The sequence below is a fragment of the Methylobacterium sp. AC690 genome, assembly GCF_979256535.1.
Map to the genome: position 1 here is coordinate 84,037 of NZ_CEEDOX010000015.1, position 16,185 is coordinate 100,221.

The 16,185-nt window shown below is 69.6% G+C and carries 10 protein-coding genes; 5 read left to right on the top strand and 5 right to left on the bottom strand.

The annotated features are described in order from the left end of the window. Positions 1 to 12 precede the first annotated feature (12 nt). Complete coding sequence (locus tag AC0IY1_RS18100) at positions 13 to 465, top strand: lipocalin-like domain-containing protein (RefSeq protein ID WP_471771337.1); 453 nt, start codon at positions 13 to 15, stop codon at positions 463 to 465. Between the two features lie 97 nt (positions 466 to 562). After that, entirely contained in the window at positions 563 to 2,218 is a 1,656-nt protein-coding gene (locus AC0IY1_RS18105) for an acyl-CoA synthetase (RefSeq protein WP_471771339.1), read from the top strand. A gap of 27 nt (positions 2,219 to 2,245) precedes the next feature. Here AC0IY1_RS18105 and AC0IY1_RS18110 read toward each other — a convergent pair whose 3' ends face one another. The 3 genes from AC0IY1_RS18110 to AC0IY1_RS18120 all read right to left on the bottom strand — a co-directional run bounded on the left by AC0IY1_RS18110 (position 2,246) and on the right by AC0IY1_RS18120 (position 8,965). Further along, positions 2,246 to 5,221, bottom strand: a complete 2,976-nt coding sequence (locus AC0IY1_RS18110; RefSeq protein WP_471771341.1) for an Eco57I restriction-modification methylase domain-containing protein — start codon at positions 5,219 to 5,221, stop codon at positions 2,246 to 2,248. Positions 5,222 to 5,658: 437 nt separating this feature from the next. Next, on the bottom strand, positions 5,659 to 7,479 hold the full coding sequence (typA, locus tag AC0IY1_RS18115; protein ID WP_471771343.1) for a translational GTPase TypA: 1,821 nt from the start codon (positions 7,477 to 7,479) through the stop codon (positions 5,659 to 5,661). A gap of 157 nt (positions 7,480 to 7,636) precedes the next feature. Beyond that, entirely contained in the window at positions 7,637 to 8,965 is a 1,329-nt protein-coding gene (locus AC0IY1_RS18120) for an MFS transporter (protein ID WP_471771346.1), read from the bottom strand. 162 nt (positions 8,966 to 9,127) lie between these two features. Here AC0IY1_RS18120 and AC0IY1_RS18125 point away from each other — a divergent pair, with 162 nt between their 5' ends. From AC0IY1_RS18125 to AC0IY1_RS18135, 3 genes are all read left to right on the top strand, one after another. Then, positions 9,128 to 10,027, top strand: coding sequence for a LysR family transcriptional regulator (locus AC0IY1_RS18125; protein WP_055945797.1), 900 nt, complete (start codon positions 9,128 to 9,130; stop codon positions 10,025 to 10,027). 256 nt (positions 10,028 to 10,283) lie between these two features. After that, positions 10,284 to 11,714, top strand: coding sequence for an aspartate ammonia-lyase (gene aspA, locus AC0IY1_RS18130; protein ID WP_471771348.1), 1,431 nt, complete (start codon positions 10,284 to 10,286; stop codon positions 11,712 to 11,714). A 145-nt stretch (positions 11,715 to 11,859) separates the two neighbouring features. Then, complete coding sequence (locus AC0IY1_RS18135) at positions 11,860 to 13,194, top strand: dicarboxylate/amino acid:cation symporter (RefSeq protein WP_471771350.1); 1,335 nt, start codon at positions 11,860 to 11,862, stop codon at positions 13,192 to 13,194. Positions 13,195 to 13,198: 4 nt separating this feature from the next. Here AC0IY1_RS18135 and AC0IY1_RS18140 read toward each other — a convergent pair whose 3' ends face one another. Next, positions 13,199 to 14,698, bottom strand: coding sequence for a hypothetical protein (locus AC0IY1_RS18140; protein ID WP_471771352.1), 1,500 nt, complete (start codon positions 14,696 to 14,698; stop codon positions 13,199 to 13,201). A gap of 158 nt (positions 14,699 to 14,856) precedes the next feature. After that, on the bottom strand, positions 14,857 to 16,149 hold the full coding sequence (locus AC0IY1_RS18145; RefSeq protein ID WP_471771355.1) for an ArgE/DapE family deacylase: 1,293 nt from the start codon (positions 16,147 to 16,149) through the stop codon (positions 14,857 to 14,859). Positions 16,150 to 16,185 lie beyond the last annotated feature (36 nt).

Genomic DNA, 16,185 nt, shown 5'->3' on the forward strand with positions numbered 1-16,185 from the left:
CATGGAGGGATGATGACCGGGACCTTGCACGCGCAGCTGATCGGAGCCTGGACGCTGGTATCGTACGTGGAAAGGCCCACCGACGGCTCGGCCCCGTCCTATCCGCTGGGCGAGAGCCCGCGGGGACTGATCCTGTACACGCCGGACGGGTACATGTCGGCGCAGCTCATGCGGCCGGGCCGTCCCGCCTTCGCCTCCGGGGACTGGTTCGTCGCCACACCCGAGGAACTCGCCGCGCAGGCGATGGGTTACATCGCCTATTCCGGCCCGTTCCGGATCGAGGCGGAGGGGCTGCTCTCCCACACGATGGCCGTGTCGCTGTTCCCGAACTGGCTCGGGCAGACCCAGCCGCGCCTCGTCTCCCTCGAGGGGGACACCCTTCGCCTGAGCACCGCGTCGCCGATCCGCTCCGGCGGCCGGGAGGTCACCTACCACCTGACATGGCGCCGCGCCGCCGCCGGTTAGGGCCTGCGTCGCCGCGCAAGGCCCCTTGTGGGCGAGGATCCGGGGCGATTTGTCGGAATGCTGCGACGGGGTACTCTCCCCACAGGGAGATACGCCGATGATGACCTCGACGACGGCCGACAGGGCCGCGCCATCGATCTATGACCGGGACCTCGACCGCAACCCGGCGAATTACCAGCCGCTGACGCCCCTGAGCTACCTCGACCGGTCGGCGCGCGTCTTCCCGGATCACTGCGCGGTGATCCACGGCCCCCTGCGCCGCAGCTATGCCGAGCTCTACGCGCGCTGCCGCCGCCTCGGGGCGGCCCTGGCGGCCCGCGGCATCGGGCGCGGCGACACCGTCGCGGTCATCCTCGCCAACACGCCCGAGATGATCGAAGTCCATTACGGGGTGCCGATGACCGGCGCCGTGCTCAACACCCTGAACACCCGCCTGGACGCCGCCGGCCTCGCCTTCTGCCTCGACCACGGCGAGGCCAAGGTGCTGATCACCGACCGGGAATTCTCGAAGGTCGTGGCCCCGGCGCTGGCCCAGGCCCGGGTCAAGCCCCTGGTGATCGATGTCGACGATCCGGACTTCACCGGCCCCGGCACGGCGGTCGGCAGCCTCGGCTACGAGGCGCTCCTGGCGGAGGGCGACCCGGCCTGGGACTGGGCGATGCCCGGCGACGAGTGGGACGCGATCTCCCTGAACTACACCTCGGGCACCACCGGCGACCCGAAGGGCGTGGTCTATCACCATCGCGGCGCCGCCCTGCTCTGCCTCGGCAACGTCATCACGGGCAATCTCGGGCAGCACCCGGTCTATCTCTGGACCCTGCCGATGTTCCACTGCAACGGCTGGTGCTTTCCCTGGTCCCTGTCGGTGGTCGCCGGCACCCATGTCTGCCTGCGCCAGGTCCGGGCCGGCGCGCTCTACCAGGCCCTGGCCGAGCACGGCGTCACGCATCTGTGCGGGGCGCCGATCGTGATGCAGCTCCTCCTCAACGCGCCCGAGGCGGAGCGCCGCCCCCTGCCCCGGCGGGTCGCCTTCCTGACGGCGGCCGCGCCGCCGCCCCAGGCGGTTCTCGGCGCCATGGGCGCCGCCGGCTTCGACGTCACCCACCTGTACGGTCTCACCGAGACCTACGGCCCGGCCGTGGTGAATGCCTGGCACCGCGACTGGGACGCCCTCGACGACGAGGCCCGTGCCGCCCGGATGGCGCGCCAGGGCGTGCGCTATCCCGTCCTCGAGGGCTTCGACATTCGCGACCCCGAGACCTGCGCGTCCGTGCCGGCCGATGGCGAGACCATGGGCGAGGCGATGTTCCGCGGCAACGTGGTGATGCGCGGCTACCTGAAGAACCCGAAGGCGACGCAGGCGGCCTTCGCGGGCGGCTGGTTCCGCTCCGGCGACCTTGGGGTCAAGCACCCGGACGGCTACATCCAGCTCAAGGACCGCTCGAAGGACATCATCATCTCGGGTGGCGAGAACATCTCCTCCATCGAGGTGGAGGACGCCCTGTTCCGCCACCCCGCCGTCTCCGCCGCCGCGGTCGTGGCCCGCCCCGACGCGAAGTGGGGCGAGACCCCGATGGCGTTCGTCGAGCTGAAGCCCGGCGCCACCATGGAGGCCGACGCCCTCATCGCTTGGTGCCGCGAGCGGCTGGCCGGCTACAAGCTTCCGCGCCACATCGTGTTCGGAGACCTGCCGAAGACCTCGACCGGCAAGGTGCAGAAATACCTGCTGCGGGAGCGGGCGAAGGACACGTGAGCGATCGACGGTCCCGCCCGTCGCCGATCACGCCGGGGCCGCGAACCTGCGATGGACCAGGGCGGCCTCGTCGGCCGTCAGGTTGTAGAGGGTCTCGATCGTCCGATCGAGACTGGAACGAACCTCCCGGAAGCGCGGGATCGCCTCCGCCCGGACCTTGAGGCTCGGATGGGCGGTGAGCTGCGCGCCGAGCTGCAGCAGGTGCCCGACCTGCGCGACGATCGCGGCATGGGTCCGCGCCTCGCCGGCATCCCCCAGGTCGAGCAGCCGGATCGGCAGGGCGGCGAGTTCGTTCGTTCCGACATTGTTGTTGGAGCTGGTGAGCTGGAATCGCCATTGCAGCAGCCGACTGTTCAGGCAGGCGAGGATGTATTCCGGGGACAGGCCGCAGGTCGGAGCGACGACGACCGCGTTGGTCGAATCGGCGAAGTACCAGCCCGGCTCCGAGAGAGTCGCGACGATCCGATACCGCTCGTCGACGCCGGTGATCCTCTGGGTCGCGATGCGCCGGACGCCGACGGCATCCGGCGTGACGTGGGTCCGCTCGTATCGCGCACGGTCGAACCATTCGACCCGCCCCTGGCTCAAGGTACGGTGGATCGCGTAAGCCGAGACCTCGACGCCCTTCAGGAGCCGGCTGTGCCGGGGATCGTCCGTGATGTAGGCGCGGTAGACCGTCTGATTGATCTCGCCCCGGGCAATCCGAAGGCCCTCGATCCCGTCGAGGCGCGCGACCGAGTTCGATTGATGCAGCTTCTTGGCCAGCTCCCACGAGGCCTGATCGGTGATCGGGATCGGCAGGCCCAGGGGATCGATGGCCGCCAGTTCGCTCCGTTGCATCGTCACGTCGCGGGAGGGATCATCGAAGGATGCCCGGGGATAGACCTGCAGGCCGATGCGCGGGTTGTGCTTGCGCCGGGACGGTGCGCGCTTGCGGCCTCCCACGACCACCGTCGACAGCTTGGCATCGTAGAAGACGCGATGCTGGCGGATGTCCTTCTGCGGAAAGGCCTGCGCGCGCAGCGCGTCGACCTGATCCAGGAGCGAGAGGCGGGTCCTCTTGCAGCTGAAATCGGCCAGGAGCGCCATGGGTACGATCATGCCCAGGGACCCGTTGTGCCTGACGAGTTGCAGGCTCTGGATCAGGAAGAACCGGAACAGGTTCAGCTTGCCGCCCTTCGCGGCGTCCAGGCGGTCGGTCCGGGCGAGGTAGGCGCGGAAGACATCGTGCGGCCAGGAGGCCGCGCCGCGCGCCTTCTCGATGACGTCGTAGGGCGGATTGCCGATGACGGCGTCGAACCAGCCGCGGGCACGGACCTCCGGAAACGACAGCTCCCAGGAGAACGGTTTCGCCTCGGTGATCCGCAGGTCGGCCGGCAGAAGCGCGTAGGCATCCTGTCCGACGAGGCTGTTGCCGACATGGATGTTGCCGGACAGGTCCGGAAGGAACGTCTCGTTCGGGAACAGCACCCTCTGCCGCCCCAGGGTGGATTGGGTCTCGCCCTCGAGGATCTTGAGATAGATCGACATCTCCGAGACTTCGACCGCCTGGCGATCGATATCGACGCCGAAGATGCAATCCTTGGCGATGCGCTTCTTGAGCTCGCTGGTCAGTTTCAGGTCGCCCTGCGGGTCGACATAGACGGATTTCCCGTCCCGCTTGTCGCCGTTGAGATGGTAATAGTGGATATGCGCCTGGAAGAGCTTTTCCAGCGCACGGATCAGGAAGGTTCCGGAGCCGCAGGCCGGATCGAGGATCCGGATCCGGCGCATCTGTTCCGGCGTCTTGCCCTCGAGGAGCGGCGCCAGGGCGCCGTCGACGATCTGCGCGACGATGTGTTCGGGCGTGTAGAAGACGCCGCCCTGCTTCCAGATCTCGGGCTTCGGCGTCACGTTCCCCTGTCCATCGATGATCGAGCCGAGGAAGCGCTCGTAGACGGAGCCCAGGATCTCGATCGGCAGGGTGCTGAAGAGGTAGGGCGACTCGTCCCCGGCCAGATGATCGATGAAGTCGGCGAGCCACCGGTCATCGACCACGCAGGACTCGACGAAGTGGGACGGCGTTCCGGCCCGTCCGTAGAGCCCGCCGTTGAAGGCCGCCCGCATGTTCGCCTGGTTGCCGACGATCAGGGTCCACAACTCGCCCTTCCGGCGTCCGTGCCGCTCCCAAAGCGCCAGGGCCTGCCGCAGCGTCTGAAAGGTATCGATGTCGCGATCCTCGCAGACCCTCTGGAAGATCAGGCGATCGAGGATCACCTGGACGGCTTCGTTGATCGCGTCCACGTCCCAGTGCAGGGCGGCATTGTGCCGGATCAGGGACTTGGCCAGCCGGGCGCGCTCGCCTTCGAGATACTGCAGGAAATCGGTATCGACGGCCCGGTTGCGGTCCGGCTTGATCAGCCAGAGTTGCCGGTCGGTCCGGGAGGTGACCTTGGGCAGGTTCTGGATGAAGGCTTCCAGCGATCCGGCCGCGACGGCCTGCCGTGACAGCAGATCCCAGATCTTGGGCGCCGCATCCCGGTAGTCCTGGTAGCAGAGGCGCCAGCCCGGCACGACGCTGAACGGCTTCTCCCGGCTCGGCTTCCCCCCGACGACGAACAGGTTCAGCTCGTCGAAATTCGTCGTCAGGCCGATCCAGAGACGCAGGTTGTAGACGTAGTTCTGCAGCTGGAACCGATGGTTCTCGAGCTTCTCGGGAAACTTCTTCGCTTCGCAGACGAACCGGTCGAAGCCGCCGATCCGAAACACGTAATCGGCCTTGCCGTTGATGATTCCATCATAGGCCCTGTACTCGACCCGCACGTCTCGCATGAAGGGCGGATCGTCCTTCGTGTTCCTGACGTCCCAGCCCAAGGCCTCGAAGAACGGATCCAGGTACTCGTTTCGCAGCGAGTATTCGTCCAGGCCCCTACGATACTCCGGGCGATATTTCGCGAATCGCTGGCACAACCGGTCCAGGACCTGGAGAAACTGATCGAACTCGCGGCCTCGCTGCAGGTCCATCCGACACACTCCAACGCATCCGCATCCGTCTCGAACGAGCGTTCCGGGGTCAGCCGATCGCCGGACCGGCACCCGGGCGAAGACGGACGGGCTCGCCCGCCCGGCGGGCTTCGCCACGCGGCGGAGCAGGACACCGCCGCGCAGGCGGCATCGCCCTGAATCCGAAGGGACCGGACGGATCCGAAGGGGCTGGCACCCCGCGGGGGCGGGACCCGGTCCGACCCACGGGCGAACCAAGGAATCCTGCGAGGCCGGGGGGATCGGTGACGGGAACGCTCGACATGATCCAACCTAACGTTGGATCAGAATTTATTCTAGGTGTTATCTTGGGTCTTCCCACGCGCTGTCGAAGGTGCTGGAGTTGGGGAAGCGGAACGAAAAAAGGCCGGGCTTTCGCCCGGCCTCGTGTCGTCAGTGCGTGGGGTGGGTGGGTGCGCTTAGGCGACGCCGCCCGAGCGCTCGAAGCGCTTGCGCTCGTTGGGGTCGAGGTAGGTCTTGCGCAGCCGGATCGATTTCGGCGTGACCTCCATCAGCTCGTCGTCCTGGATCCAGGCGAGCGAGCGCTCCAGGGTCATGCGGATCGGCGGCGTCAGGCGCACCGCCTCATCCTTCGAGGTGGTGCGGATGTTGGTGAGCTTCTTGCCCTTGAGCACGTTCACCTCGAGATCGTTCTCGCGGTTGTGCTCGCCGATGATCATGCCCTGGTACACCTTGGCGCCGGGCTCGATCATCATCGGGCCGCGGTCCTCGAGGTTCCACATGGCGTAGGCCACGGCCTCGCCCTTGTCGTTCGAGATCAGCACGCCGTTGCGGCGGCCTGGCATCTCGCCCTTGTAGGGCTCGTAGGCCTTGAACAGCCGGTTCATGATCGCGGTGCCGCGGGTGTCGGTCATGAGCTCGCCCTGGTAGCCGATCAGGCCGCGGGTGGGCGCATGGAAGACGAGGCGCAGGCGGGACCCGCCCGACGGCTTCATCTCGATCATCTCGGCCTTGCGCTCGGACATCTTCTGCACGACGACGCCGGAATACTCCTCGTCGACGTCGACCACGACCTCCTCGACCGGCTCGAGGACGTTGTCGTTCTCATCCTTGGAGAGCACCACGCGGGGACGCGAGACGGCGATCTCGAAGCCCTCGCGGCGCATGGTCTCGATCAGGATAGCGAGCTGCAACTCGCCGCGGCCCGAGACGAAGAACGAATCCTTGTCGGCGGCCTCCTCGATCTTGAGCGTGACGTTGCCCTCGGCCTCCTTGAACAGGCGGTCGCGGATCATGCGGCTCGTGACCTTGTCGCCCTCGGTGCCGGCGAGCGGCGAATCGTTGACGATGAAGGACATCGTCACGGTGGGCGGATCGATCGGCTGGGCCTGGATCGGGGTCTCGACCTGCGGGTCGCAGAAGGTGTCGGCCACGGTGCCCTTCACGAGGCCCGCGATGGAGACGATGTCGCCGGCCTCACCGATGTCGATGGGCGCGCGCTCCAGGCCGCGGAAGGCCAGGATCTTCGAGACGCGGCCGGTCTCCACGAGCTTGCCCGTGCGGTCCATGACCTTGATGGCCTGGTTCGGCTTCACGGTGCCGGAGGCGATGCGGCCGGTGATGATGCGGCCGAGGAAGGGGTTGGCTTCCAGCAGGGTGCCGAGCATCCGGAACGGGCCGTCCTCGACCTTGGCCTGGGGCACGTGCGCCAGGACGAGGTCGAACAGCGGCGCGAGGCCCTCGCTCTGGTCGCCGTCCGGCGAGGTCGCCATCCAGCCGGCGCGGCCCGAGCCGTAGAGGATCGGGAAGTCGAGCTGCTCGTCGGTGGCGTCGAGAGCCGCGAACAGGTCGAACACCTCGTTCACCACCTCGGTGATGCGGGCATCCGGACGGTCGACCTTGTTGATCGCCACGATCGGCTTGAGGCCGATCTTGAGAGCCTTGCCGACCACGAACTTGGTCTGGGGCATCGGGCCTTCGGCCGCGTCGACCAGCACGATCACGCCATCCACCATCGAGAGGATGCGCTCCACCTCGCCGCCGAAATCGGCGTGGCCGGGGGTGTCGACGACGTTGACGCGGGTGTCCTTCCAGACGACCGAGGTCGCCTTGGCCAGGATGGTGATGCCGCGCTCCTTCTCGAGGTCGTTCGAGTCCATGGCGCGTTCCTCGACGCGCTGGTTCTCGCGGAACGATCCGGACTGCGACAGCAGCTTGTCGACGAGCGTCGTCTTGCCGTGGTCGACGTGGGCGATGATGGCGATATTGCGAAGCTTCATAGGGTATCCGGAAGCGAGAAGAGCCCGTCACGCGACGGGCCGCAGGAATGCGGCCGGCTGCGCCGGGTCACGGGATCGAGCTATCGCGTCGCAATATAAGGTGTGAGGCTCCGGGGCAAGGGGCGACCGCCGCAGGACCGAGCATGGCCCACCCCCGTCAGGCGCGGGCGGGCTCCGGGGGCCGGGCTCGCGCCCGGTCGCGGCCGAGCGCGGTGACGCAGACGAACGAGATCGCCGCGAGGGTGGTGCCGAAGGCGGCGATGGGCCACCAATGGCCTTGGAAGCGCTCGGCCAGGATGGTGCCGATGATCGGGGTGAGCCCGCCCGCCACCGCGCCGCAGACTTGGTAGGCCACCGAGATGGCGGTGTAGCGCACCCGGGTCGGAAAGGCGCCGGCCACGTAGCCGGCGATGACCGCGTAGAAGGTGGCGCTGCCAACGACGTTGAGGGCCAGCCCGAGCATCAGGGCCGGGACGGAGCCGAGATCGACCAGGAGGAAGAGGGGGTAGGGCGCCAGCATCGCCCAGATCAGGGTGCCCTGGAGGAAGAGGCGCTCGTTGCGGATGACCTCGGCGATTCGCGCCCCCACCGGCGTCATCACCAGCTGGACGCAGGCCGCCACCAGCAATGCGTCGAGGATCGTCGCCCGGGGCAGGCCGAGATATTGGGTCGTGTAGGTGATCATGAACGTGTTGAAGAGGTAGACCGAGCCGATCGCGAAGGTGTTGGCCCCCGCCGCCAGGGCCAGCGGCCTCAGGCTGGTGGCCAGGACCTCGCGAATCGGGGCCTGGGCAGGGGCCGCCGCCCGGTTCTCCGCGGTTCGAGCATCCTGAAAGTCCGGTGATTCGCCGACGCCGAGGCGGATGAACAGGCCGACGAGGAGCAGGACGATGCTGACGAGGAAGGGCAGGCGCCAGCCCCAGGCGAGGAAGCTGTCCTTGTCCATCAGCCCGGCGAGGCGGAAGGCCAGCAGCGACAGGATCTGCCCGGCGGGACTGCCGAGCTGAGCGAAGGAGGCGAAGAAGGTCGCGCGCCCCTTCGGCGCGTGCTCGGCGGCGAGAAGCACCGCCCCGCCCCACTCGCCGCCCACGGCGATGCCCTGGAGGATGCGCAGGCACACCAGCGCCACCGGCGCCCAGATCCCGATGCTGGCATAGGTGGGCAGCAGGCCGATGCCGGTGGTCGCCAGCCCCATCATCACCAGGGTGACGACGAGGGCCCGCTTGCGCCCGAGCCGGTCGCCGACATGGCCGAAGACCACGCCGCCGAGGGGCCGGGCGAGGAAGCCCACCGCGAAGGTGCCGAAGGCCGCCAGGGTCGCGACGAAGGGCGTCGCCTCGGCGAAGAACAGCGGCCCGAACACCAGGGCGGCGGCCGTGCCGTAGATGAAGAAGTCGTACCACTCGATCGTGGTGCCGACGAAGGCGGCGATGGCGGCCCGGGCGGGCTGGCGCGGCGCGGACTCGGGGGATGGGCTCGGGCGCATGCGCGGCTCTCTTTTCTGGGAATCAGGGCCGGGACGCCCAGCAAGGGACGGACCGCGCGGCGGAGGCGCGGGGCCGGCCCCACCTTGCCGCGTCGCGCGGGTGGATGCGAGAGTTCGCGACCGGTCCTCGGAGCACGCGGGGCGCGGGGCCGAAGGACGACGATGGAACTCAAGTGGATCGAGGACTTCATCAGCCTCGCCGAGACGCGCAGCTTCTCGCGCTCGGCCGAGGCGCGGTTCGTCACGCAATCGGCCTTCAGCCGGCGCATCCGGTCCCTTGAGGTCTGGCTCGGCACGGTGCTGCTCGATCGCAGCACCTACCCCATCACCCTCACGGCGGACGGACGCCAGTTCCTCGAGACCGCCGAGGAGGTCCTGCGCCTCCTCACCCTCAGCCGCGCCGACTTCCGCACTCGCAGCGAACGCACCAGCCTGCCGGTGGTGACGATCGCCGCGCTCCACTCCCTCTGCCTCTCCGTCCTGCCGCGCTGGCTGAACGGCATCCGCGAGGCGGTCGGGCCGATGGCGAGCCGGGTCCTGCCCGACAACTTCAACATCTGCGTCCAGGCGCTGGTGGAGGGCGGCTACGACCTCCTGCTGACCTATCACCATCCGGGGATTCCGATGCCCCTCGACCCGGAGCGCTATCCCCATCGGGTGATCGGACGCGACAGCCTCGTGGCGGTGGCCGCCCCGAACGGCCTTCCGCCCGACCGCGAAGGACGGCGGCCGCTGCTGCAGTATTCGCGAGGCTCCTTCCTCGGCCTCCTCGCCGCCATCGCCCAATCCGCGGAGGGTGCGCCCGTCACCTACCCGATCCACACCAACGAGAACTCCATGGCCGAGGCCCTGCGCTCCATGGCGCTGGCCGGCCACGGTGTCGCCTGGCTCCCCGTCAGCCTGGTGGCGGGGGAGATCGCCTCCGGCGCCCTGGCGGTCGTCAGCGCCGAGATGCTGATGGAGATCCGGCTCTATCGCAGCGCCGAGCGCGCCCGGCCCTTCCTCGATGCGGTCTGGGCCGCCGCTGCCCTCGACGAACCAAACTATGCGTTACAGGAATAATCTCGGTCGAAACTAGCATTGGCGCTGGCGTCGGAGCGGGATTACTGCCCTCCCCGGCGGCGCACCGAGCCGCACCCGTCCCGCGGCGCGTCGCGGGCGCGACCCTTCCGACCCTCCACGCAGACTCGAGGCGAGGCCGTCCGCGCGGCTGCGCCGCCGCGCCCGCGTGGCCGATTCCCGACCGGCACACCGTGCCGGACCGCATCCGCATGCCTATCGCTTCGGACCCCGGACGTCCGGACGCCAGGAGAGAGCCGTGACCCGCATTCCCGTTGATGGCCATCCGACCCGCACCGAGCACGACCTCCTGGGCGACCGGGAGGTGCCGCAGGCGGCCTATTACGGCGTCCACTCCCTGCGGGCGGTCGAGAACTTCGCGATCACGGGCCGGACCCTGGCCGACTGCCCGGACCTCATCAATGCGCTCGCGGCGATCAAGCAGGCGGCGGCGCTGGCCAACCGGGAGCTCGGCCTCCTCGACGCGGCCCGCACGGATGCCATCGTGGCAGCCTGCGAGGAGATCCGCGCCGGCGCCCTGCACGACCAGTTCGTGGTCGACCTGATCCAGGGCGGAGCCGGGACCTCCACCAACATGAACGCCAACGAGGTCATCGCCAACCGGGCGCTGGAGATCCTCGGCCACGAGCGCGGCGCCTACGAGCACCTGCACCCGAACGAGCACGTCAACATGGGCCAGAGCACCAACGACGTGTACCCGACGGCCCTGAAGATCGCCGCCACCGGCGCCATCCGACGGCTGATCGACGCGATGGCGGCCTTGCGCGGCAGCTTCGCCGCCAAGGCGACCGAGTTCGCCGACATCCTCAAGATGGGCCGCACCCAGCTGCAGGACGCGGTGCCGATGACGCTGGGCCAGGAATTCGGCACCTACGCGCTGATGCTGCGCGAGGACGAGGCCCGGCTCGGGGAAGCCGCCCTGCTGATCCGCGAGATCAACATGGGGGCCACCGCCATCGGCACCGGCATCACCGCGCATCCGCTCTACGCCGCCCGCGTCTGTGCACGGCTGTCCGAGATCACCGGCATCCCCCTGCAGACCGCCGAGGATCTCGTCGAGGCGACGCAGGATTGCGGTGCCTTCGTGCAGCTCTCGGGGGTGCTCAAGCGGGTGGCCGTCAAGCTGTCGAAGACCTGCAACGACCTGCGCCTCCTCTCCAGCGGGCCGCGGGCCGGCTTCAACGAGATCAACCTGCCGGCGCGGCAGGCCGGCTCCTCGATCATGCCCGGCAAGGTGAACCCGGTGATCCCCGAAGTGGTCAACCAGGTCGCCTTCGAGGTCATCGGCAACGACGTGACCATCACCTTCGCGGCGGAGGCCGGTCAGCTCCAGCTCAACGCCTTCGAGCCGATCATCGCCTACAGCCTGTTCAACAGCCTCACCCACCTGCGCGCGGCCTGCATCACCCTCGACCTGCACTGCGTCCGGGGCATCACCGCCAACCGCGAGCGCCTGCGGGCCAGCGTCGAGCAATCGATCGGCATCGTCACCGCCCTCAACCCCTATATCGGCTATCGCAACGCCACCGCCGTGGCCCTGGAGGCCCATGCCACCGGGCGCGGGGTCTACGAACTCGTCCTCGAACAGGGCCTGATGGCCAAGGCGCAGCTCGACGCCGTGCTGCAGCCGGACCGCCTGACCCGGCCGCAGGCCTTCGCGGCGGCCTGAGGATGGCTCCCCGCCCCTCTGCGGGAGAGGGGGCAAGGGCCAGACGGCGTGGCGCCGCGCCCATCACCGCACCACCGGGTCACGCCATGACCCGCGGGAGAGAGCGCCGGCACGGCGCCAACAACACCCCACAGGGAGGAACACCATGACGCACGGCGACGCCAAGGCGGACGGCAGGAAATCCGGCCGGCTCACCCTCTACACCGGCCTCGGGCTCGTCCTCGGCATCCTGGTGGGAGCGGTCCTGCACGGGATGGCGGCGGGGCCGACGGAGGCCAAGGAGATCGCCGGCTATTTCACCCTCTGCACCGACATCTTCCTGCGCCTGATCAAGATGATCATCGCACCCCTGGTCTTCGCCACCATCGTGTCGGGCATCGCGAGCTTCGGCGACACCCGCGCGGTGGGCCGGGTCGCGGCCCTCGCCATGGGCTGGTTCCTCACCGCCTCCGTGGTCTCGCTGACCCTCGGATTCCTCGTCGCCAACCTGTTCCAGCCGGGGGCCGGCCTCGCCCTGCCCCTGCCGGAGGCCGGGGCCCAGTCCGGGCTCAAAGCCGCCTCCCTCAACCTGCGCGACTTCCTCACCCACGTGTTCCCGACCAGCATCGTCTCGGCCATGGCCACCAACGAGGTGCTGCAGATCCTGGTGTTCTCGATCTTCTTCGGCTCCGGCCTCAGCGTGATCGACCGGCGCTACGCCGACCCGATGGTGCACATGATCGACGGTCTCGCCCGGGTGATGTTCGCCGTCACCGACGCGGTGATGCGCCTGGCGCCCGTCGCGGTCTTCGCCGCCATCGCGGCCGTGATCACCGTGCAGGGCCTCGGCGTCCTCATCGATTACGGCAAGTTCATCGGCGCGTTCTACCTCGGCCTCGCGGTACTCTGGATCCTCCTGATCGGGGCCGGCTGGCTGGCGCTGGGCCACCGGGTGGTGCGCCTGCTGGACCTGCTGCGGGCGCCGATGATCCTCGCCTTCTCCACCGCCAGCAGCGAGGCCGCCTTCCCCCGCACCGTCGAGGTGCTGGAGACGTTCGGCGTCCGCCCCCGGGTCACCGGCTTCGTGCTGCCGCTCGGCTACTCGTTCAACCTCGACGGTTCGATGATGTATCAGGCGATGGCGGCGCTGTTCATCGCTCAGGCCTTCGGCATCCATCTCGGGGTGGCCGAGCAGTTCACCATGCTCCTCGTCATGATGGTGACGAGCAAGGGCATCGCCGGCGTGCCGCGTGCCTCCCTCGTGGTGGTGGCCGCGACCGTGCCGATGTTCGGGCTGCCGGCGGCGGGCATCCTGCTCATCATGGGAGTCGACCAGATCCTCGACATGGGCCGCACCGTGACCAACGTCCTCGGCAACGGCCTCGCCACGGCGGCCGTCGCCCAATGGCAGGGCGAGATGGACGCCGAGCGGGATGCGGAGACGGACGGTTCCGCGGAGGCCTCGGCGGCGACGTCCCCCCTGGCCCCGGCCCGCGGCTGAGGCGCTACTTCGCCGCCACCGGCCGCACGGACCAGGTCGCCCAGTAGACGGGGCGGCCGAATACGCTCGATGCGTTCGCGCCGCCCGCTCCTGGCGCGAGCCGGTCCAGCCAGGTCAGGAAGCCGGCCTTGGCGCGATAGCTCGTCGGGGTCGCGAGGTTGCCGTAGCGGTCCGTCATCCAGAAGTGCTGGCTGCGCCCGAAGCGGCCCGACCCGTCGCCGCCCGAGCGCAGGCCGAGATAGGCGGTGGAGCGCATGATCGCCTGCGGCTCCGAAAACCAGGTGAGGCCCGCGAGGGAGCCCGGCGCGAGGTCGGCGGTGTACTGCACGCAGATGTCGGCGACGGGACCGTCCATGGTGTTGGCGGGGCGGTTGCAGCGATAGGCCGCCACCCAGCGGTCCATGTCCCGGGCCTTAGCCACCCGCACCAGGCTCTGGGCCGGCAGCGGCTCCACGACGGTCCGAGCCGGCGACCAGACGCGGTCGGCGGTGAGGTCGCGGCTGGTCCGCAGGTAGAGGCCCATCCGCCGGGTCGCCGCCGGCTCGTTGCAGTCCGAGGGCAGCACGTCGGTGTAGTAGTAGTGATAGACCTGATCGACCACGCTGATCGCGCCGACCAGATCGGTGCGGTCGAAGCCCTGCCCGGCGCAGTTGCCGATGATCGCCGCTCCGGTCTCGTCGAGAACGGCGCTGGGGCTCGGCGCCTCGGGCGTCCGCGACCGGCCGCGACGGGAGCGCTCCGCCGGACGGTCCGCGCCGAACGGCGTCCAGACCGTCCCCGCCTCGGTGCGGCCGCGGATGTCGAAGCCCTTGAAGTCCAGCGTGCGGGCCTGGAGCAGCGCGTGCCGATTGCCGGCCTCGGTGGGCACCGCCGCGAGGAAGAACACGTAGCTGTAGGCATCCCCGCCCCAGGCGCGCCCCGCCACCGTCATCGGATGCCGGGCCGCGATGCCCTCGCTGGCGGGCTCGGGCGCCGGCGCGGGCGGGGATTCGGCCCGGCGACGGCCGCGGCGGCGTCCGCCCTCCTGGGCGCCGCCGCCTTCTTCGCTGCGAGTACCTTCTTGACCGCGAGTGCCTTCTTGGCTGCGGGCAACCTCGCGGGCCATCTCCCACAGGCGTCCTTGGGTCGGCGGCATCGTGGTGGCGAGTTGCTCCGGCATCGCGCCGGAGCGGACCGAGCCGCCGTCGAGAGCGTTGGTGGCGCGGCGCGGCGCGCAGGCCCCGGCCGTCTCACCGCGCCGGGATTTCCTGGCGACCGGGGGCGTCTCGGCCTGGTACACGGCCTGGAGCGGGCCGGTGCCGGGCGTGGTGCGGATCACCTGCACGCTGCTGGCGGATTCACAGGCCGGGGGCGCGAAGAACACCCCCTCGGCCTCGCTCCCCCGGCAGATCTCCAGCGTCCCGCCACCGGTGACGTAGCAACTCGTGTCGGTGGTCTGTGCGCCCGCGGGGCAGGTCGCGAACCCCAGGAGAAGCGGCAGGAAGGCCGACGGGACGGCGCGCATGCGGGCCGGCTGACGGGGAACGCCGGAGGGCGCAGCGAGGGGGAAGGTCCGCGGATGTGTCACGGTGGAGAGGGTTAGCGTAGCCCCGCGGTTCGACAAGGCTTCACCGGGGTGCCATCCACACCGCCGGTCCTCACATTTCCGCGGACGGCCCCGCGTCAGCGGGCCTCCCGGGCCTCCGTCCCGCACCACTCGGCGATGAACAGCGCCATCGCGGTGGTGATCCGCTGCACGGAGGCGAGACTGACGCGCTCGTCGAAGCCGTGGATGTTCTGGCTGACCGGGCCGTAGCAGAGAGCCGGCACCTGGTCGTAGAGGGCGTAGACCCGCGTATCGAGATAGCTCGGCGACATGAAGCTCTGCAGCTCCGCGCCGGTTGCGGTCCGGTGCGCCCGGCCGAGCACCGCCTCGGCCTCCGATCCCTCCGCCAGGGCGTAGCCCTCGGAGTAGAAGCCGTTGAAGCTGACGCGGGGCGGGGTGTTCGACAGGAAGGCGTCGTCCCGGGCGAAATCGCCGATGGCCTGCTCCACCGCGCGGGCGGCCTCCCCGGCCGAGACGCCGGGATAGAGGGCGATGCGGCAGTCGATCCGGCACCAGGCCGGCACCGAGGAGGCCCAGTCGCCGCCCTCGATCCGACCGACATTGAGGTTGATGGCGTCGGGCTGGTCGGCGAAGTGGGGATGGGCCGCCTTCTCGGCGTTCCAGCGCGCCTCGAGGGCCCGCAGGGCGCCGATCACCCGGTAGGTGGCGTCGATGGCGTTGGCGCCGGCCCCCATCTCGCGGACATGGACCGGACGGCCGCGGACCTCGACGGTGAACCACAGCACGCCGACATTGGCGCGCACGAGCTTCTCGTCCTCGGGCTCGGGGATCAGCACGGCATCGGCGCGGTATCCGCGCAGGTGGGTCATCAGGGCGCCGTTGCCGGTGGATTCCTCCTCGACCACGGATTGCAGGGTGACGGTGGCCGCGGGCTGAAGCCCGATCCGGGCCAGCGCGTCGAGGGCGAACAGGTTGGCGGCGTGGCCCGCCTTCATGTCGGCGGCGCCCCGTCCGTACATCCAGTCGCCGTCGACGACCGGCTCGAAGGGTGGGTGGGTCCAGAGGTCCGCGGGGCCGGGCGGCACCACGTCGACATGGGCCTGGAGGATCAGCGAGCGCCCCGTCTCGGCCCGCGGCCGATGGATGCCGACGACGAGGGGCGCCTGCGAATGCGTCTCCGACATCGCCGCCCCGCCCGGATGGGCGGCCAGGGCGGCCCCGTCCATGGTGAAGCGGTCGAGGGCATAACCGCGGGCCCGGAAGGCCCGGAAGACGAAGTCCTGGATCGCGTGCTCGGCCCCCCGGGTCGACCCGAACCGCACCAGGGCCTGGGTGTGGGCGACCTGCTCGGGAAAGCCCGCCGCGACGGCCTCGGCGATGCGGTCGGCGAGGGCGGGATCGAGGGGCATCGGCGCTCCGGCGTTGGCGAGGGACGCGGCCAGGAT

Bases quoted from the DNA above. Each gene is read 5' to 3' on its own strand.
- AC0IY1_RS18100 (WP_471771337.1), top strand. From the start codon at position 13: ATGACCGGGACCTTGCACGCGCAGCTGATCGGAGCCTGGACGCTGGTA.
- AC0IY1_RS18105 (WP_471771339.1), top strand. From the start codon at position 563: ATGATGACCTCGACGACGGCCGACAGGGCCGCGCCATCGATCTATGAC.
- AC0IY1_RS18110 (WP_471771341.1), bottom strand. From the start codon at position 5,221: ATGGACCTGCAGCGAGGCCGCGAGTTCGATCAGTTTCTCCAGGTCCTG.
- typA (WP_471771343.1), bottom strand. From the start codon at position 7,479: ATGAAGCTTCGCAATATCGCCATCATCGCCCACGTCGACCACGGCAAG.
- AC0IY1_RS18120 (WP_471771346.1), bottom strand. From the start codon at position 8,965: ATGCGCCCGAGCCCATCCCCCGAGTCCGCGCCGCGCCAGCCCGCCCGG.
- AC0IY1_RS18125 (WP_055945797.1), top strand. From the start codon at position 9,128: ATGGAACTCAAGTGGATCGAGGACTTCATCAGCCTCGCCGAGACGCGC.
- AC0IY1_RS18135 (WP_471771350.1), top strand. From the start codon at position 11,860: ATGACGCACGGCGACGCCAAGGCGGACGGCAGGAAATCCGGCCGGCTC.
- AC0IY1_RS18140 (WP_471771352.1), bottom strand. From the start codon at position 14,698: ATGCGCGCCGTCCCGTCGGCCTTCCTGCCGCTTCTCCTGGGGTTCGCG.
- AC0IY1_RS18145 (WP_471771355.1), bottom strand. From the start codon at position 16,149: ATGCCCCTCGATCCCGCCCTCGCCGACCGCATCGCCGAGGCCGTCGCG.